The organism is Parabacteroides sp. MSK.9.14, from assembly GCF_019041495.1.
Classification (GTDB): Bacteria; Bacteroidota; Bacteroidia; order Bacteroidales; family Tannerellaceae; genus Parabacteroides; species Parabacteroides merdae.
In genome coordinates this window covers 50,450-67,189 of record NZ_JAHPXO010000004.1, presented here as the reverse complement: position 1 = coordinate 67,189, position 16,740 = coordinate 50,450, and the positions used below count along the sequence as shown (strand labels likewise).

Genomic DNA, 16,740 nt, shown 5'->3' with positions numbered 1-16,740 from the left:
TTAATAAACTTACACTTTAATTTCTACTTCAACACCACTGGGCAATTCCAGTTTCATCAATGCATCAACCGTTTTTGCAGTTGAGCTGTAGATGTCGATTAGTCTCTTGTAAGAAGAGAGTTCGAACTGCTCACGAGACTTTTTGTTAACGAAAGTCGAGCGGTTCACAGTAAAGATACGCTTGTGCGTAGGCAGAGGTATCGGGCCGCTAACAACTGCACCGGTAGCCTTAACCGTCTTCACGATCTTCTCGGCAGACTTGTCTACCAGAGAATAATCGTAAGACTTTAATTTAATTCTGATCTTTTGGCTCATATCTATATATATGTTTCTAAATTATTTGATCAAATCAGCACGACCCTGTACTTCTGTCAATACCTGCTTAGCGATAGAAGAAGATACTTGAGCATAGTGCGAGAACTGCATTGAAGAAGTTGCACGACCTGAAGTGATAGTACGCAAAGCTGTTACATAGCCGAATGTTTCAGCCAAAGGAACTTTTGCTTTTACAATACGAGCACCTGTACGACTTGTTTCCATACCTTCAACTTGTCCACGACGTTTGTTCAAGTCGCCGATTACATCACCCATACTTTCTTCCGGAGTAACCACTTCCATCTGCATGATCGGTTCCATCAAAGCAGGACCTGCCTTTTCAGAAGCGTTCTTGAATGCCTGGATAGCTGCGATTTCGAAAGACAACTGGTCAGAGTCAACCGGGTGGAAAGAACCATCGATCAAAGTAACTTTCAGTTGATCCAACGGATAACCTGCCAATACACCGTTCTTCATAGCCTTCTCGAAACCTTTCTGAACTGACGGGATAAATTCCTTGGGAACGTTACCACCCTTCACTTCATCGATGAACTGCAAACTTCCTTCAAAGCCTTCATCTGCCGGTTCGATACGGACAATGATATCGGCAAACTTACCACGACCACCAGACTGCTTCTTGTAAACTTCACGAAGTTCGACAGATTTGGTGATAGCTTCTTTGTAAGTTACCTGAGGCTTACCCTGATTACATTCGACTTTGAATTCGCGTCTCAGACGGTCAATAATAATATCCAAGTGAAGCTCACCCATACCGCTGATGACAGTCTGTCCTGTTTCTTCGTTAGTCTGAACCGTAAACGTCGGGTCTTCTTCGGCCAACTTAGCCAAGCCCATGCCCAGTTTATCCAAATCCTTCTGTGTCTTCGGTTCCACAGCGATACCGATAACCGGATCAGGGAAGTCCATAGATTCCAATGTGATCGGAGCGTTTTCGTCACACAGCGTATCCCCAGTACGGATATCCTTGAAACCTACACCTGCACCAATATCACCGCAACCGATCGTTTCCATCGGATTTTGCTTGTTAGAGTGCATCTGGAACAAACGAGAGATACGTTCTTTTTTGCCAGAACGCGTATTCAAGACATAAGAACCGGCGTTGATCGAACCTGAATAAACACGGAAGAAACAAAGGCGGCCTACGTATGGGTCGGTAGCGATCTTGAATGCCAAAGCAGCCATCGGTTCCTCAAACAACGGCTTGCGGACAACGACTTTTTCAGGATCACTCGGATCCGTACCTTCAATAGCTTCCGTATCTTCAGGAGACGGCAAATAAGCACAAACTGCATCCAATAACGTCTGAACACCTTTGTTCTTGAATGAAGATCCGCAAGTCATCGGGTTGATCTGCATAGCCAATGTTCCCTTACGGATAGCCGTGTGAATCTCTTCTTCTGTGATAGTCGAAGGATCATCGAAGTATTTTTCCATGATCGCGTCGTCACATTCTGCCAAAGCTTCAAGCATCTTGTCACGCCATTCTTCAGCTTCAGCCTGAAGATCTGCCGGGATTTCTTCTATGCTATAGTCGGCTCCCATCGATTCGTCATGCCAATAGATGGCCTTCATCTTGATCAGGTCGACGATACCTTTGAATGTTTCTTCAGCACCGATAGGAATCTGGATAGGACACGGATGAGCGCCCAATACTTCCTTAACCTGGCGAACTACTTCATAGTAGTTTGCACCTGAACGGTCCATCTTGTTTACATAACCGATACGAGGTACATTATATTTATCAGCCTGACGCCATACAGTTTCAGACTGCGGCTCCACACCACCTACAGCACAGAAAGTAGCAACAGCACCATCCAGTACACGAAGAGAACGCTCAACTTCTACTGTAAAGTCCACGTGTCCCGGAGTATCAATCAAGTTGATCTTATATTTGTTACCCAAATAGTTCCAGAAAGTAGTCGTTGCAGCAGATGTGATTGTAATACCGCGTTCCTGCTCCTGGGCCATCCAGTCCATCGTAGCAGTACCATCATGCGTTTCACCGATCTTATGGGTCAGACCGGTGTAAAACAAGATACGTTCAGAAGTAGTTGTTTTACCAGCATCGATGTGAGCCATGATACCGATGTTTCTTGTAAACATTAATTGTTTATCGTTTGCCATATTCTTTCTTAGCCTTTATAATTAAAATCTGAAGTGAGCGAATGCACGGTTAGCTTCGGCCATACGGTGCATATCTTCTTTTCTCTTGAATGCTCCGCCCTGGTTATTGAAAGCATCTACAATCTCTGCAGACAGCTTATCAGCCATAGTCTTACCACCACGTTTACGTGCGAAGATGATGAGGTTCTTCATTGAAATCGATTCTTTACGATCGGGGCGAATTTCAGTAGGTACTTGGAAAGTAGCACCACCAACACGGCGAGATTTCACTTCGACTTGAGGAGTAATGTTGTCGAGCGCAGCTTTCCAAATTTCGAGAGCGGACTTTTCTTCGTTAGGCATTTTGGCCTTAACTGTTTCCAAAGCGGAATAGAAAATTTCGAAGGCAGTATTCTTCTTGCCATCATACATCAAATGGTTAACGAATCTCGTAACCTTAACATCACCGAAAACAGGATCCGGGAGGATCTGTCTTTTCTTTGGTTTTGCTTTTCTCATTTTGTTTTCAAAAATTTCGTTCTTGTTTCTTGGTTGCCTTTAATACGTCTTCAACGGTTCCGCTGAACCATTTACTCAACCTATAGCCTATCCAAATAACTCAAACCAGCTTTAATACTTAAATTTAAATTCTCAGTTTGAAGGGATGTAACTAATTACTTCTTCTTTCCTTTAGCTGCAGCTGCTGCCTGCCCCGGTTTCGGACGTTTAGCGCCGTATTTGGAACGTCTCTGAGTACGTCCGTTTACGCCTGCAGTATCCAAGGTTCCACGTACAATGTGATAACGTACACCAGGAAGGTCCTTAACACGACCACCACGAACCAACACGATTGAGTGTTCCTGCAGATTGTGTCCTTCTCCCGGGATGTAAGAGTTTACTTCTTTTCCATTTGTCAAACGAACTCTCGCTACTTTACGCATTGCAGAGTTAGGCTTCTTCGGAGTTGTAGTATAAACACGAACGCAAACGCCACGTCTCTGCGGACATGAATCCAATGCGGGTGATTTACCCTTTTCCACCAAAGTTTCCCTTCCTTTTCTAACTAATTGCTGAATTGTAGGCATTTCTTTTCTTTTTTAAACTTTGAATGTGTTATTATTATAATTATCTATTTCTTCAATTTTGAGCTGCAAAGGTACACATTCTTTTCGGACTATCAATAAGTTGCGCCTTCTTTTTCGCACACTTCGCGCTAAAACGCTGCAAAGGTACGCATTTGTTCCCGTTTCACAAGAGGCCGCTTTTATTCATTTATAAATAATTAACTATTATTTCTCTTACAAACTCCGTTAACCCAGAACAACCGACCTCTTTTACACGAAATCCAGTAGGTATCGGATAAAGAATCGATGCCCACTGGATTCACATTTGATGCTTATCGGATCAAAAACGAACGACTGTTAGAAGAATATCAATCCCCCTTCAGTCGATTATTTGAAACGTTTCTCCAATTCCTCGTCCGTCAATTTCGAAATAATGGTTTTTCCATCAGGAGTAAGATTCGACTCCTGGCAGGAGAAAAGAGAAGCGAGCAAGTTGTCCATCTCTTCACCAGACAGGATCTTTCCCGGACGGATAGCAGCCGCTTTTGCCAGAGAAAGTGCCAACGAGTCACAGATCTCCTCATGTACTTCGCAACCGGTATCGATCACACGATCCACCATATTCCGAATCAAAGATACCGGATCAAGATTCTCCACACCGGCAGGAAGTCCATTGATAGCGTAGCTGTTATTTCCCAGGTTCGTCAGATCAAAACCGATAAAACGCATATCTTCGAGCAAGGTCGGCAAGACCGTAGCCTCGCCAGCGGTAAACTCAACAATCTCAGGGAAAAGGACTTGCTGGGAAGCACCTCGCTGCTGCCTGATGTTTGTAATGTACTGGTCGAACAGGATACGGACATGGGCACGGTGTTGATCGATCAAAGCCAAACCTGACTTCAAAGAAGTTATGATATATTTTCCTTTATACTGATAACAAGGGTTGGACACATCGTTGAACAAACTGCCCGAAGTGTCCTGAACAACCACTTCGTCAGCCTCAATAGCTGGCTCGGAAAGATCCGGAGCCAAGAAAGATCCGGTTAATTCCGCCCCCTGTCGTATAGCGTTCCGGTCACCCTCGAAATCATTATAAAGCTTGGACCAGTCGAATTCCGGTTTCTTATAGGAAGAGGTTTCAAAAGGATTATACCCGGAATTCACCTGCACACAGGGAGCCTTATAAGGTGCCGCTTCCTTCACGGGATTATACACAGGAATATCGATGGCGTCTTCCACATCGAAATCAATAGTCGGGATCGCACTGGACTTGGCCAGCGCTTCACGAGTCGCGGCCATCAGGATTTGCCAGATCGGCTGTTCGTTTTCAAACTTGATCTCCGTCTTGGTCGGATGGATATTGACATCTATCGTTGCCGGATCAAGCGTAAAGTAGATAAAGTAGTTCGGCTGCTCACCTGCCGGGATCAGTTGTTCGTAAGCCTGCATGACCGCTTTGTGAAAATACGGATGCTTCATAAAACGTCCGTTTACAAAGAAATACTGCAAAGCCCCCCTCTTCTTTGCCGAATCAGGCCGTCCCACAAAGCCGGAGATCGTCACTAACGAACTTTGCGCATCCACAGAAAGGAGCTTCTGGTTCAGCGTTTTTCCATATACATTAACAATACGTTGCCTCAAACCGGACTCAGGCAGGTTGAATATCTCCGTATCGTTATGGTAAAGAGACAAAGCGACCTGCGAATTGACCAAGGCAATCCGTTCGAACTCATTGATGATATTCCGGAACTCCGTCTCATTCGATTTCAGAAACTTTCGACGTGCCGGAACATTAAAGAAGAGGTTCTTCACTGAAAAAATACTCCCCTCGGTACAGGCATCCGGTTCGACACTCTCTAATTCTGAACCCGAAAATACAAGATGCGTCCCCAGTTCGGCTCCTTTCAGGCGAGTACGAAGCTCTACTTGTGAAACCGCCACTATCGAAGCAAGCGCCTCGCCACGAAACCCCATCGTATGAAGAGAAAAAAGATCGTCCGCAGTAGAAATTTTCGAAGTTGCATGCCGTTCAAAAGCCATGCGGGCGTCAGTCTCAGACATACCTTTTCCATCATCGATCACTTGGACCAATGTACGACCGGCGTCCTTTATATTCACCTGAATGTGTCCGGCGCCGGCATCCACCGCATTTTCTACCAACTCCTTTACGACAGAGGCAGGACGCTGGATAACCTCGCCCGCCGCTATCTGATTGGCAATACTGTCAGGAAGTAAATGAATTATATCACTCATTACATAAACAAGTACCAAAATATACCACCCAAAATAGCAGCGGCCAATAACAACTTCATGTTCTTATATGTCCGACTCCGGGAATCATGCCCGTTATCACGGCTCTTTTTCAGATGAGAAGTGCCTTCGACAAAGCTACCTTTGATTTCGGCTTTATAATCATCAATCGACAATTCTTCTTCCATGCCAATCTCACGCTTCACTTTGCGGATGCGATCTTCCATCGCCTCCTTATGAGGATCCCAATAGATTGGCTTATGATCGAACTGCCGAGGCTTCCGCACATTATAAAATGAGAATAATGCCATAGTCTTTTATTATTTGAAAAATTCTTTGCTAATGTACAAATTTATTGCTTCTCTTGGGTGATTCCGTCGCTTTTCTTTTCACCACCTCGTAAATGTCATCCCTATTCTTCGGACGCAGATAGTCGAACCAATAAAAATCTTTCAACATCTTTTGATCGGGTTTCAGATCCGGAATAGGAGTCATGCTGCCGACCGGACTCGGCCAGATTTTCAATTTATCCAGTTTATTGTCTTTCACCCAGATCGTCAAGAACCCACTCTTGGTCTCATTCATCCCGACCTTCGCCCCATCCTTTTCCAATGGATAAAAAATAGACTCGGCATTTCCCGCCACATCGATCTGATGAACGGCTTGTCCCTCAAAATAGGCTTTCAGGTCGTTCCCCTTCAACTGGTTATAGTAGCTCGAGTCGACATGCTGTGCCGCAAAAGCAAACTGGATCACATGGGCATATTCGATCGTACTATCATTCATATAAATCGCGATCGTATCGCCATACAGTTGATATTGTTCATTCCAGAGAACCGGTTCCGTATACATATATAATACAGAATCGCGCGTATTGAACTGCATGGAGTCACATACGCCTTGCATATCGATCCGATAGAAACGTACGCCGTAATAGGCCTTGATCTCCCGGTAGACGGAGTCGACCGTCACCATCTGCAACGTATCGGCATGCAAGAACAACGTATCGCCTTGTGAATACTCAAGGAAACGGGCACTGTCGGTTGCAAAAGCATATCCGGTCTGTTCATTATAATAACCATATTCGCCTTGCAGCGTCACATGCTGGGCCGTATCAATCAGGCTCATATTCCCATAGACCTCTCCCATACCCGTATCCCGATTATAGAAGATAGAGTCACCGATCAAGATCTTCTCACCCGATTCAACCTGGGACTGATCAAGCAAAAGGGATGTGTTGTTCACCGTATCATACCATCCTCTTGAAGTATGAATCGTGCCACTGTCCGAAACAATGACAGACGGCCCCAGGATGGTAGCCACCTTGGATTCTGTGTCATAATGCAAAGTATCGGAATACAATGTAAAGTCAGGGTTCTCAACCTGCACGCTGTCATTGAACACCGCCAACTTCGTCTCCGGAGAATATTGTCCGTAAAAAGAAGATAGTTGATTCAGAGAATCTACAATTAGCCCACCTTCAAAATAGTATCCGATATTCGGAATACGTTCATAATTGAGGCTATCCGTAAAGAGCGTCACCTGCCCGTTCTCCATCCGGACATTCTCGCGCAGATAAGCCACCTGCGTGTTTCCGTCATAAAAAAGATAATCTCCGTAGACGAACAAGGTGTCTCCCTGCTCCATCCGGACATTACTGAAAGCTTCGAGCGAATTGGTCTGCTCGAAAAAGTAAGCGCTGTCGCAATACATATATGAACTGTCATGCCGGAAACATACATCGCCGTTCAATATCTGCGCATCCGGCTTTACAGCCTTATCGAAAGATAGCGTATTGGAATGGATCAGGTATACCTTCGTCTTTTTGGGCGGGACAGTATCCGTCATAACCTGCAAACTATCGGCTGCCTTCAAGCTGTCCGGCGGGACGACTGTCACATCTTGTGCGGTAATAACAGTAGTATCTGCATGCACAATACTATCTTGGGCCTGTGCAAAGGCACAGACCGCCAACACAAAAAACAGACCTGTGAAAATAAATTTATTTACAGTCCTCATTCTTTAATCCAGCCGGGATACTGGAAATCACAATTACGCCAGCCGTCGCTGATACGCACATATGTGCTTTTCTGCTTCTTAATGATCCAGTCATGCAGCAGCTCTTCGCGTTTCCGAGATTCGACAATCGACTTCAAAGCCTGATAGTCATCCGATATATTTGCCTTATGCTGGTCCACTCTGGCTTTCAGTTTTACAATAGCAACAACTTCTTTCTGCTTATCGTTGATCATAGTGAAAGGTTTGGAGATATCTCCCACCTGCATCGTATAAACCATCTTACCGATTTCCTGTGGCAGTTCGGCCATCTCGAATTTCGGAGTGCTGTGGTTGTCACTTTCAAAGTTCTGGTTCACCATCAAACCTTTGTTATTTCTTGTATCCTTGTCAGCAGAGATAAAAGTTGCCGCTTCTTCAAATGTAAATTTCTTTGCTGTTAAGTCGTTATACAACGAATCCATACGTGTCATACACTCGTTCAACTCCTTGTCCGAAACTTTCGGCTTCAACAAGATATGGCGGCAGTTGATACGGTCGCCACGCTTTTCGATCAATTGGATAATATGATAGCCATATTCAGTCTGCACGATCTGGGAAATCTTCTTCGGATCCTTCAAGTTAAAAGCGACGTTAGCGAATTCGGGCAACAAACTTGTCTTACCCAAAAAACCCAGTTCACCGCCCCTTTTGGCTGATTCCGGATCTTCCGAATACAGACGGGCCAATGTCGAAAATTCATATTTCCCGCTGTTGATATCATCGGTAAACTGGCGAAGACGCGCCTTGATAGCATCCGTCTCCTCAAACGGGATCTTCGGTTCCATCGTGATAATCTGCACCTCGACAGTTGTCGGGATATTAGGCAGACTGTCTTTGGACAACTGGCTGTAATACTTACGGACTTCGGAGGGTGTCAACTTGATTTCACCGATCAGCTGGCGCTTCATCTGTTCCACAGTCTGTTGCTCCATGATCATTTCCTTACGTTCGTCCTTCAGTTGGGAAATCTTTTTACCGAAATATTCCTCCAGCTTTTCCTTAGATCCCATCTGGTTGATTGCGAAATTGATCCAACGATCCGTCTCCTGGATCACCTGGTTTTCACTCACTTCCACACTATCGATCTTCGCTTGGTTCAGAAACAGCTTCTGTATTGCCATCTGTTCGGGGAGCACGCAATAAGGGTCACCGTCAAAACGCTGTCCCTCGTTTTGCAGATATAAACGCTGGCTTTCGATGTCCGAACGCAAAATTGCATCATCTCCCACCACCCACACGATTTCATCGATCACATTATCCTGGGCATACACCACACAAGATAAACAGGCAAGAATGAATACTGTCAAAATCTTTTTCATCATGTACTTCTCTATAAGCTACCAATCACGGTTCCGTATAAAACTTGACGTCACCGCTCCTGACTGCATCATTATATAATTCTTCTTCAAATTTCTTCAAAAATTCCACCTTACGCCGATTTGTCAGCATCTCCACGATCTGCGCACTGGCATAGTCGTATGGCGCCACACTTCCCGCAGGCAGATATTCCTTAATATTCAACAGATAGCAATATGTACTATCCGAAACTTCGACAAACTTGTTTGCCCTCAAGAAGTCGTTCGCATTCGACACATGCACCGGAATATTGTCCATCACCTGGTCAAAATCCACCCATTTGTCGTAAAAGTAGTCATAAATACTGGCATTCTGTACACTATACTTCTCAATTTTTTCTAAAGAAGCCTCAGAAGTCGATCTATACCATCCCTTTACATCAACGAGGCCGGGGGCATCCACCGGGATCTTCAGGAAGAGACCTTTCACCAAAGCCTTGTCCAAGACAAATTTTTTCTGGTTTTCCTCGTAATAACTCAGCATGTCGCTTTCCTGAAACTCGGAAGAAAGCCTTTCTTTTATCAACTGTTCCTGATACCGATAGCGGATCAGCGAATGACGATATTCCTCCACCAGCTTATCCACTTCCGCCTTATCTTCTCCCTCCAAGTTGCGCAAGGCCACATCGTAGACCAAGGCATCTTTCACCCACTTCCTTTCCAAACTTTCGGCAAGCAACATACTGTCAGCCGAGGACAATCCGCGCGGGATCTGCTGTTTTATCTCCGAACGTCTCAAAGTCCGGTCCTTCACTTTTACCAACACATCCGCATCATCCACAGGCTGCGTTCCCTTACAAGAACACAGCAAAGATACGAATGCTATAAAAATGAAGCAATATCTCATATAACTTTCTCTTTATTATTTCTTTGTCATTTTACTCACTTTCTTCACCAGCTTCCAGTTTATCGTCACCGGGTATTTCCGGTTCAGCTGTTCGATCCACTCGGCTTCCGCCTTGGCTTGCTGGTCCATCGGCTTGTTCCAAACTTCCTTATTGCTGATGTCGAACAGCAAGATGCCATCCCGATACTCTTTCATAAGAAGATCGAACTCAGGATGTTTCGTAGTCAGATTCTTACGTTCGGCAGTAGTTACGATATCTCGGATAAAAAGATCGTAAACCTCCTGCATGAAATCTCCCGCATACGATTTCGTAGAGAACGGACAGCGCTGGATATAATAAGCGAACTCACTTTGGGGAAAATCCGTGCCATTCAGATGAAACAAAGTCTTGTTCATGTCTTTCGCCTTCTCGTAGAAAGCAGGATCGGACGGAAAATAGTCGTTGCACAAAGCTTGTAGTTCGGCATAAGCCTCGGGATAGAAGCAATATCCGTACTCTTTTTTCATTCGTTCATCAAACGCACCGTAATATTCGAAATTCCGTTCTCCCTGCGCCATCTGGCGAGACCAGGCCTTCTTCTTATCATCGAAAGAAGGAATACCTTTCTTCTCGATCAACTTTATAATGTGATAACCGAAACGTGTTTTCACCGGTCGGGACAATTCCCCCGGAGTGTTCAAAGCGAAAGCAGCCACTTCGAACGGCTCCACCATCTCGCCGACACCAAAAGCTGGCAACTCTCCTCCCCGCTTGGCAGAACCGGCATCAGACGAGTATTCTTTTGCCAACATGGCAAAGTCAGCTCCATCCTTCGCTTTCCGATAAACTTCTTCCGCACGAGCCAATGTTTCAGCCTCTCCAAACTTCACCGAATCTTTCTCAAACGGGATCAGGACATGCGCTACACGTACCAGCCCCGGATTTCGCCTGCGACTGTGTATTTTTATGATATGGAAGCCCATAGTCGTCCGAACCGGCAGAGAGACGGAACCGACGGGCAACGAATAAGCGACATTCTCAAAGGCTTTAACCGTCTGCATCGGCAGCAAACAGTGTACATATTCATAGCCGACATTTTCCTTATCGGCATCTTTCAGTTCTTTGCCGACAGCGGCAAAATCCTCTCCCGCTTGAATACGCTCATAGGCCTCGATCGCTTTCTGATATACCGGAACCGTATCTTTCGATAATGTACGTTGCGGCAAGCGGAACAGAATATGACTCAATTCCAGCACTTCTCCATACCGGTCATACACGGCACGTACAGCAGCTTCCTCTCCATCCTTATCCGACAGATAACTTGAAGTCAATTGAGCCCGATAGCTATCCAATTCATCTTTGAACGCTTTCGTCTTGTCCAGTCCCAAATCTTCCGCTTCCGCCACTTTCAGCTTGAAGTTCTTAAACAACTCCACGTATGCATTCACGGATTTACGGTCAGACAAATTAACTTCGCTATTCTTTTGTGCAATAAAAATAAATTCATCCAACGGGATCTGCTTTCCGGCTACCGTCATCACTACCGAATCGGCCGAAACTTGTGCATTTCCTGTCATACAAGCGAATACCAAAGATAATACAAGCAACTTCTTCATTAATCCTTCTTTTACCATATCACGATATCGTTTACAAAAATAACACTAATCTAACGGAGATGCAGCTTAAAAAGTACATTACCCCATTAAATTAGTGTTTTTTATAAATATAAAAACCGACATTCACTTTCAAAAGACAGGCGCCTTTTCATGAAACAGCTATTCCCACCTCTGCAAATCACTCGATTATTTTCTGCAAAAAACGGCTACAAAATAGGTAAAACCGGGAGGTTTTCATTGTCCGGCACGGTACTTTAGTTGCCGGACACCCCCATGTTGCTCCCTCTTACACCCGGATGTACCGGCTCTCTACACCCGGATGTTAAGGATGGTAACATGGGGGTGTTTACGGAATTATCTGCTTGCTTCTGCTAAAAAAAGAGAGGGCTTTTGTGGAATGAAGAACCGTATTTCGCTAATTTAATACCTGTTATATTCGTTTTTACATTTGTTTATTCGATTATTTTATATGCTTTTTCAAAAGCAAAAGAAGGCAATACACTGGTTTTCAATTACATGATAAAAGCACCCTGTTTCAGAAGTGATAGAGGAGTGATAGAGAAAAACACCCTGTATCACTGCCTCTGACGCTTGAATATTAATAGCTACAACCTTCGCAGTGATAGAGTGATAGAGGATTTGCAGAAAACTTCGTATGCAAATCACAACCTTGGAAAATTTTGATGCGGTTGCCCTGAAAGTGGCAGGAATCAATAATACGTCATCAAACGTCAATCCGTCCATGACCACTCTGTCTGCAATAAATGACATAGAACTTATGCCTTAAAAATTATTGCACACAAACTTACAAAACAATTGACAATTAACAATGGACATTTTTGTCGCCCATTGTCAATTGTCAATTATTTAATTTGCCATTTCCGACAGGAACTTAATGCGGACGAGGCGAATCTCTTCTTCCGTATAATCACCACCTAATTCTTCGATTGCATCTTCCAGATCGTCTGTTTCCGAATCCTTGAAGTATTCATAAATATCATCGATATGATCTTCGTCCATCACATCGTTCAAGAAGTAGTCGATATTGATACGGGTTCCAGAATAAACGATCGCTTCTATTTCGTCGAGTAGTTCGTTAAATTCCAATCCGTTCGTCATGGCTATTTCGTCTAACGCCACCTTACGGTCGATACGCTGGATGATCGAAACCTTCAATTTGGATTTATTGGCAACCGTACGAACCCGAAGATCTTCGGGACGTTCGATCTCGTTTTCTTCCACATGACGCTTAATCAGCTCAATGAACTCCTTACCATATCTTTTTGCCTTACCGGCTCCGACACCCGGAATATTCTGCAATTCTTCCAACGTTACCGGATAAGTAGTGGCCATCGCTTCCAGAGACGGATCCTGGAAAATAACGAAAGGAGGCACTTCCAGACGCTTGGACAACTTCTTGCGTAAATCCTTCATCATCGAGAAAAGGGCAGGATCGACCGCACAGGCGGCTCCACCGCGTACGGGAACTTCTTCTTCCTCTTCATCGAATTCGTTGTCTTCTGTAATCTTGAAAGAGACAGGTTTCTTTATAAACTCTTTTCCTTTTTCTGTAATCTTCAACAGACCGTAGTTCTCGATGTCCTTGGCCAAATATCCGGCAATCAATGCTTGACGGATAACGGCATTCCATGTCTTCTCTTCCTCATCCGAACCGGAACCGAAAATCTCCAGTTCATTGTGCTTGTAAGATTGTATTTCGGAGGTCTCGTTGCCGACCAACATGTTGACAATATATTCTGCCTTGAATTTTTCCTTTAACGTACCAACCACTTCGAGTACGGCGCTTAATAATTCCTTTGCTTCCACTTTCTTTTTTGGGTTCAAACAATTATCACAATTTCCACAATTTTCTTCCAGGTATTCTTCACCGAAATAGTGCAACAAGACTTTCCGTCGACATACGGAAGTTTCGGCATAAGCAGCAGTCTCCAGAAGCAACTGCTTACCGATCTCCTGTTCCGCCACAGGTTTTCCCTGCATGAATTTTTCCAATTTCTGCAAGTCTTTATAGGCATAAAAAGCGATGCACTGGCCTTCACCGCCATCACGGCCGGCTCGTCCGGTTTCCTGGTAATATCCTTCGAGGCTTTTGGGAATATCATAATGGATGACATACCGTACGTCGGGTTTGTCGATCCCCATACCGAAAGCAATGGTCGCAACGATCACGTCTGCTTTTTCCATTAGGAACGCATCCTGATTGCTCGAACGCTGCTGCGAATCCATACCGGCATGATAAGGGAGCGCCTTGATACCGTTTGCTTTCAGAATATCGGCAAATTCTTCCACCTTCTTACGGCTCAAACAATAGATAATACCGGATTTTCCCTCGTTGGACTTAATATATTTGATGATCTCGCGGTCGATATTCGCCGTTTTCGGACGAATCTCATAATACAAATTAGAACGGTTGAAGGAGGATTTAAAGACAGAAGCGTCAATCATTCCCAAGTTTTTCTGAATATCGTGCTGCACTTTCGGAGTGGCTGTCGCCGTCAAAGCAATCAACGGACGCTTGCCGATTTCGTTTATGATCGGACGGATACGACGATATTCCGGACGGAAATCATGCCCCCATTCAGAAATACAATGTGCTTCGTCCACTGCATAAAACGAAATATTGACTTGGCGCAGAAACTCCACATTTTCATCTTTGGTCAATGACTCAGGAGCCACGTAGAGCAATTTCGTCCGGCCATTACGGATATCGTCTTTTACCTGGTCGATAGCCGATTTATTCAAGGAAGAGTTTATGAAATGGGCAACCCCGTCCTCTTCGCTGAAATTACGCATGGCATCCACTTGGTTCTTCATCAGGGCTATCAAAGGAGAAATCACTATGGCCGTCCCCTGCATCATAAGAGAAGGCAGTTGATAACACAAAGATTTTCCTCCTCCGGTCGGCATCAACACAAATGTATCATTTCCTGCCAGTACATTTTCGATGATTGCTCTCTGATTTCCTTTAAAGGTATCAAAACCAAAATGTTTTTTGAGCTCTTCTGTCAAATTATCCTTCTTCGCCATACTATTCATATTTTAAAAACCGCCGTCAGGTCATCTGCAGACGGTTTACGTCCGATTTTTCAAACTTTTCCTTCGCATACTCCAACGTGACATGGAGTGTCTTTTCATTTGCAGACGGCATACTGTACATGGCATCCATCATCACAGCCTCCACAATGGAACGTAAGCCACGTGCTCCCAACTTAAACTCAAGTGCCTTATCGACTATAAATTCGAACACGTCTTCGTCAAATGTCAGTTCAATATCATCCATCGCAAACAATTTGATATATTGCTTGATGATCGAGTTCTTCGGTTCCGTCAAGATATTACGAAGCGTACTCCTATCCAACGGGTTCAAATAGGTCAAGATAGGCAGACGTCCGATGATTTCCGGAATCAGGCCAAACGATTTCAAGTCGGTTGGTGTAATGTATTTCAGCAGATTGTTGCGATCCACCTGCGCCGTGTTTTCGTTTGCGGCGTATCCTACTACACGTGTATTCAAACGCTGGGCGATTTTCTTCTCTATTCCGTCGAAAGCGCCACCACATACAAACAGGATATTTTTCGTATCCACGGCAATCATTTTCTGCTCCGGATGCTTGCGCCCACCCTGCGGGGGTACGTTCACGATGGAACCTTCCAAGAGCTTCAGCAAGCCCTGCTGCACACCTTCACCGCTTACATCACGGGTAATGGAAGGATTATCGCTCTTACGGGCGATCTTATCTATTTCATCGATAAATACGATACCACGCTGTGCCGCTTCGACATCATAATCGGCAGCCTGCAACAGACGGGTCAAAATGCTTTCTATATCCTCCCCTACATAACCGGCTTCTGTCAAGACCGTCGCATCTACAATGGCAAACGGGACATGGAGCAATTTGGCGATCGTACGGGCAAGTAGCGTTTTACCTGTCCCCGTAGCACCCACCATAATAATATTCGATTTCTCGATCTCAACATCATCCGATGTTACTTTCTGGATCAAACGTTTGTAATGGTTATACACAGCAACCGACAGATAACGTTTAGCGTCGTCCTGACCTATCACATATTGGTCCAGAAAAGTCTTAATATCCTCAGGCTTAGGCAGATCTTTCTGGTTTAATCCAAAAGAACTCCCCTTGCCAGGCATTTGTTCTTTTACTATTTCGTACGCTTGCTGTGCACATTCATCGCAAATAGCACCGGAAATCCCGTTAATCAACATATTAACGTCCCGGCTACCGCGTCCGCAAAACGTACAGCTATCGCCTGTTTTGGCCATTCCGTATTTGTTTTTTAAAGAGAGTACGTTAAAAGCTCCTGTTCCCGCATTCGATACAAGGGACAAGGGACTTTTAACGCAGCCCCTTACATTAATATTATTTATTACGAACCAGAACCTTGTCGATCATACCGTAAGCCAAAGCTTCCTCTGCCGTCATCCAATAGTCACGGTCACTATCGTGTTCAACCTTTTCATAAGGTTGACCTGAATGAGTTGATATGATTGTGTAGAGTTCCTTCTTTACTTTCAGGATTTCACGAGCCGTGATCTCAATATCCGAAGCCTGTCCCTGCGCACCGCCTAACGGCTGGTGAATCATCACGCGGGAATGAGGCAAGGCCATACGCTTGCCTTTCGTTCCGGCGACCAGCAATACCGCAGCAAAAGAAGCTGCCATACCCGTACAGATAGTCGACACGTCACTACTGATAAACTGCATCGTGTCATAAATACCATATCCTGCATAAACAGAGCCACCCGGAGAATTGATATAAATTGAAATATCCTTGCCCGGATCGCTTGAATCCAGATACAACAACTGTGCCTGGATTACATTTGCCGTATAATCGTCAACCTGTGTACCTAAAAAAATGATACGGTCCATCATCAACCGTGAAAAAACGTCCATCTGAGCAACGTTCAATTGACGCTCTTCGATAATCGTCGGAGATATGTAACTGCTGGTTATATTCATATAACTGTCCAGCGCATTACTGTTCATCCCTAAATGCTTCGTTGCATACTTTCTGAAATCTTCCATAATCTATAGTCTTATTGTGTTACCGAAAAGTCATAAAAAAAGGGATTCCTCTCTTACTTATCGGA

13 protein-coding genes and 1 pseudogene are annotated in these 16,740 nt (G+C 44.5%); all 14 read right to left on the bottom strand.

Annotated elements, in window-relative coordinates:
• Positions 1-9 precede the first annotated feature (9 nt).
• A complete protein-coding gene (rpsJ, locus tag KTG12_RS03395; RefSeq protein ID WP_005634728.1) occupies positions 10-315 on the bottom strand; it encodes a 30S ribosomal protein S10 in 306 nt (101 codons plus the stop codon).
• A gap of 21 nt (positions 316-336) precedes the next feature.
• Entirely contained in the window at positions 337-2,460 is a 2,124-nt protein-coding gene (gene fusA / locus KTG12_RS03390) for an elongation factor G (RefSeq protein ID WP_005634724.1), read from the bottom strand.
• A gap of 21 nt (positions 2,461-2,481) precedes the next feature.
• Positions 2,482-2,958 (bottom strand): 30S ribosomal protein S7, encoded by a 477-nt coding sequence (gene rpsG / locus KTG12_RS03385; RefSeq protein WP_005645752.1) that lies wholly within the window; start codon positions 2,956-2,958, stop codon positions 2,482-2,484.
• A 155-nt stretch (positions 2,959-3,113) separates the two neighbouring features.
• Positions 3,114-3,524, bottom strand: a complete 411-nt coding sequence (gene rpsL / locus KTG12_RS03380) for a 30S ribosomal protein S12 (protein WP_005634721.1) — start codon at positions 3,522-3,524, stop codon at positions 3,114-3,116.
• A 366-nt stretch (positions 3,525-3,890) separates the two neighbouring features.
• Positions 3,891-5,756 carry a DNA mismatch repair endonuclease MutL gene (gene mutL, locus KTG12_RS03375; protein ID WP_005651346.1) on the bottom strand — a complete coding sequence of 622 codons (1,866 nt, stop codon included), beginning with the start codon at positions 5,754-5,756 and terminating at the stop codon, positions 3,891-3,893.
• Positions 5,756-6,064: a hypothetical protein gene (locus KTG12_RS03370; RefSeq protein ID WP_005634715.1), complete on the bottom strand. Its 309-nt coding sequence runs from the start codon at positions 6,062-6,064 to the stop codon at positions 5,756-5,758. Before KTG12_RS03370 ends, mutL begins: the two co-directional genes overlap by 1 nt.
• A 28-nt stretch (positions 6,065-6,092) precedes the next feature.
• Positions 6,093-7,772 (bottom strand): OstA-like protein, encoded by a 1,680-nt coding sequence (locus KTG12_RS03365; RefSeq protein WP_005651348.1) that lies wholly within the window; start codon positions 7,770-7,772, stop codon positions 6,093-6,095.
• Complete coding sequence (locus tag KTG12_RS03360) at positions 7,769-9,133, bottom strand: peptidylprolyl isomerase (RefSeq protein WP_005634711.1); 1,365 nt, start codon at positions 9,131-9,133, stop codon at positions 7,769-7,771. Before KTG12_RS03360 ends, KTG12_RS03365 begins: the two co-directional genes overlap by 4 nt.
• 22 nt (positions 9,134-9,155) lie before the next feature.
• A complete protein-coding gene (locus KTG12_RS03355) occupies positions 9,156-10,013 on the bottom strand; it encodes a hypothetical protein (RefSeq protein ID WP_005645741.1) in 858 nt (285 codons plus the stop codon).
• Between the two features lie 15 nt (positions 10,014-10,028).
• On the bottom strand, positions 10,029-11,627 hold the full coding sequence (locus KTG12_RS22155) for a peptidylprolyl isomerase (protein ID WP_005651349.1): 1,599 nt from the start codon (positions 11,625-11,627) through the stop codon (positions 10,029-10,031).
• Between the two features lie 680 nt (positions 11,628-12,307).
• Positions 12,308-12,380: pseudogene (locus KTG12_RS22230) on the bottom strand (inosine-5-monophosphate dehydrogenase); the annotation flags it as partial.
• 96 nt (positions 12,381-12,476) lie between these two features.
• Positions 12,477-14,657, bottom strand: a complete 2,181-nt coding sequence (gene recQ, locus KTG12_RS03345; protein ID WP_005651351.1) for a DNA helicase RecQ — start codon at positions 14,655-14,657, stop codon at positions 12,477-12,479.
• 25 nt (positions 14,658-14,682) lie between these two features.
• The gene (clpX, locus tag KTG12_RS03340; RefSeq protein ID WP_005645733.1) at positions 14,683-15,912 is read right to left on the bottom strand and encodes an ATP-dependent Clp protease ATP-binding subunit ClpX; all 1,230 of its coding nucleotides are present in this window, start codon (positions 15,910-15,912) and stop codon (positions 14,683-14,685) included.
• Positions 15,913-16,009: 97 nt separating this feature from the next.
• Positions 16,010-16,675, bottom strand: a complete 666-nt coding sequence (clpP, locus tag KTG12_RS03335; RefSeq protein ID WP_005634693.1) for an ATP-dependent Clp endopeptidase proteolytic subunit ClpP — start codon at positions 16,673-16,675, stop codon at positions 16,010-16,012.
• Positions 16,676-16,740: the final 65 nt, after the last annotated feature.

Excerpts from the sequence above, each read along its gene's own strand:
- rpsJ (WP_005634728.1), bottom strand. The coding sequence starts at position 315 with ATGAGCCAAAAGATCAGAATTAAATTAAAGTCTTACGATTATTCTCTG.
- fusA (WP_005634724.1), bottom strand. The coding sequence starts at position 2,460 with ATGGCAAACGATAAACAATTAATGTTTACAAGAAACATCGGTATCATG.
- rpsG (WP_005645752.1), bottom strand. The coding sequence starts at position 2,958 with ATGAGAAAAGCAAAACCAAAGAAAAGACAGATCCTCCCGGATCCTGTT.
- rpsL (WP_005634721.1), bottom strand. The coding sequence starts at position 3,524 with ATGCCTACAATTCAGCAATTAGTTAGAAAAGGAAGGGAAACTTTGGTG.
- mutL (WP_005651346.1), bottom strand. The coding sequence starts at position 5,756 with ATGAGTGATATAATTCATTTACTTCCTGACAGTATTGCCAATCAGATA.
- KTG12_RS03370 (WP_005634715.1), bottom strand. The coding sequence starts at position 6,064 with ATGGCATTATTCTCATTTTATAATGTGCGGAAGCCTCGGCAGTTCGAT.
- KTG12_RS03365 (WP_005651348.1), bottom strand. The coding sequence starts at position 7,772 with ATGAGGACTGTAAATAAATTTATTTTCACAGGTCTGTTTTTTGTGTTG.
- KTG12_RS03360 (WP_005634711.1), bottom strand. The coding sequence starts at position 9,133 with ATGATGAAAAAGATTTTGACAGTATTCATTCTTGCCTGTTTATCTTGT.
- KTG12_RS03355 (WP_005645741.1), bottom strand. The coding sequence starts at position 10,013 with ATGAGATATTGCTTCATTTTTATAGCATTCGTATCTTTGCTGTGTTCT.
- KTG12_RS22155 (WP_005651349.1), bottom strand. The coding sequence starts at position 11,627 with ATGGTAAAAGAAGGATTAATGAAGAAGTTGCTTGTATTATCTTTGGTA.
- recQ (WP_005651351.1), bottom strand. The coding sequence starts at position 14,657 with ATGGCGAAGAAGGATAATTTGACAGAAGAGCTCAAAAAACATTTTGGT.
- clpX (WP_005645733.1), bottom strand. The coding sequence starts at position 15,912 with ATGGCCAAAACAGGCGATAGCTGTACGTTTTGCGGACGCGGTAGCCGG.
- clpP (WP_005634693.1), bottom strand. The coding sequence starts at position 16,675 with ATGGAAGATTTCAGAAAGTATGCAACGAAGCATTTAGGGATGAACAGT.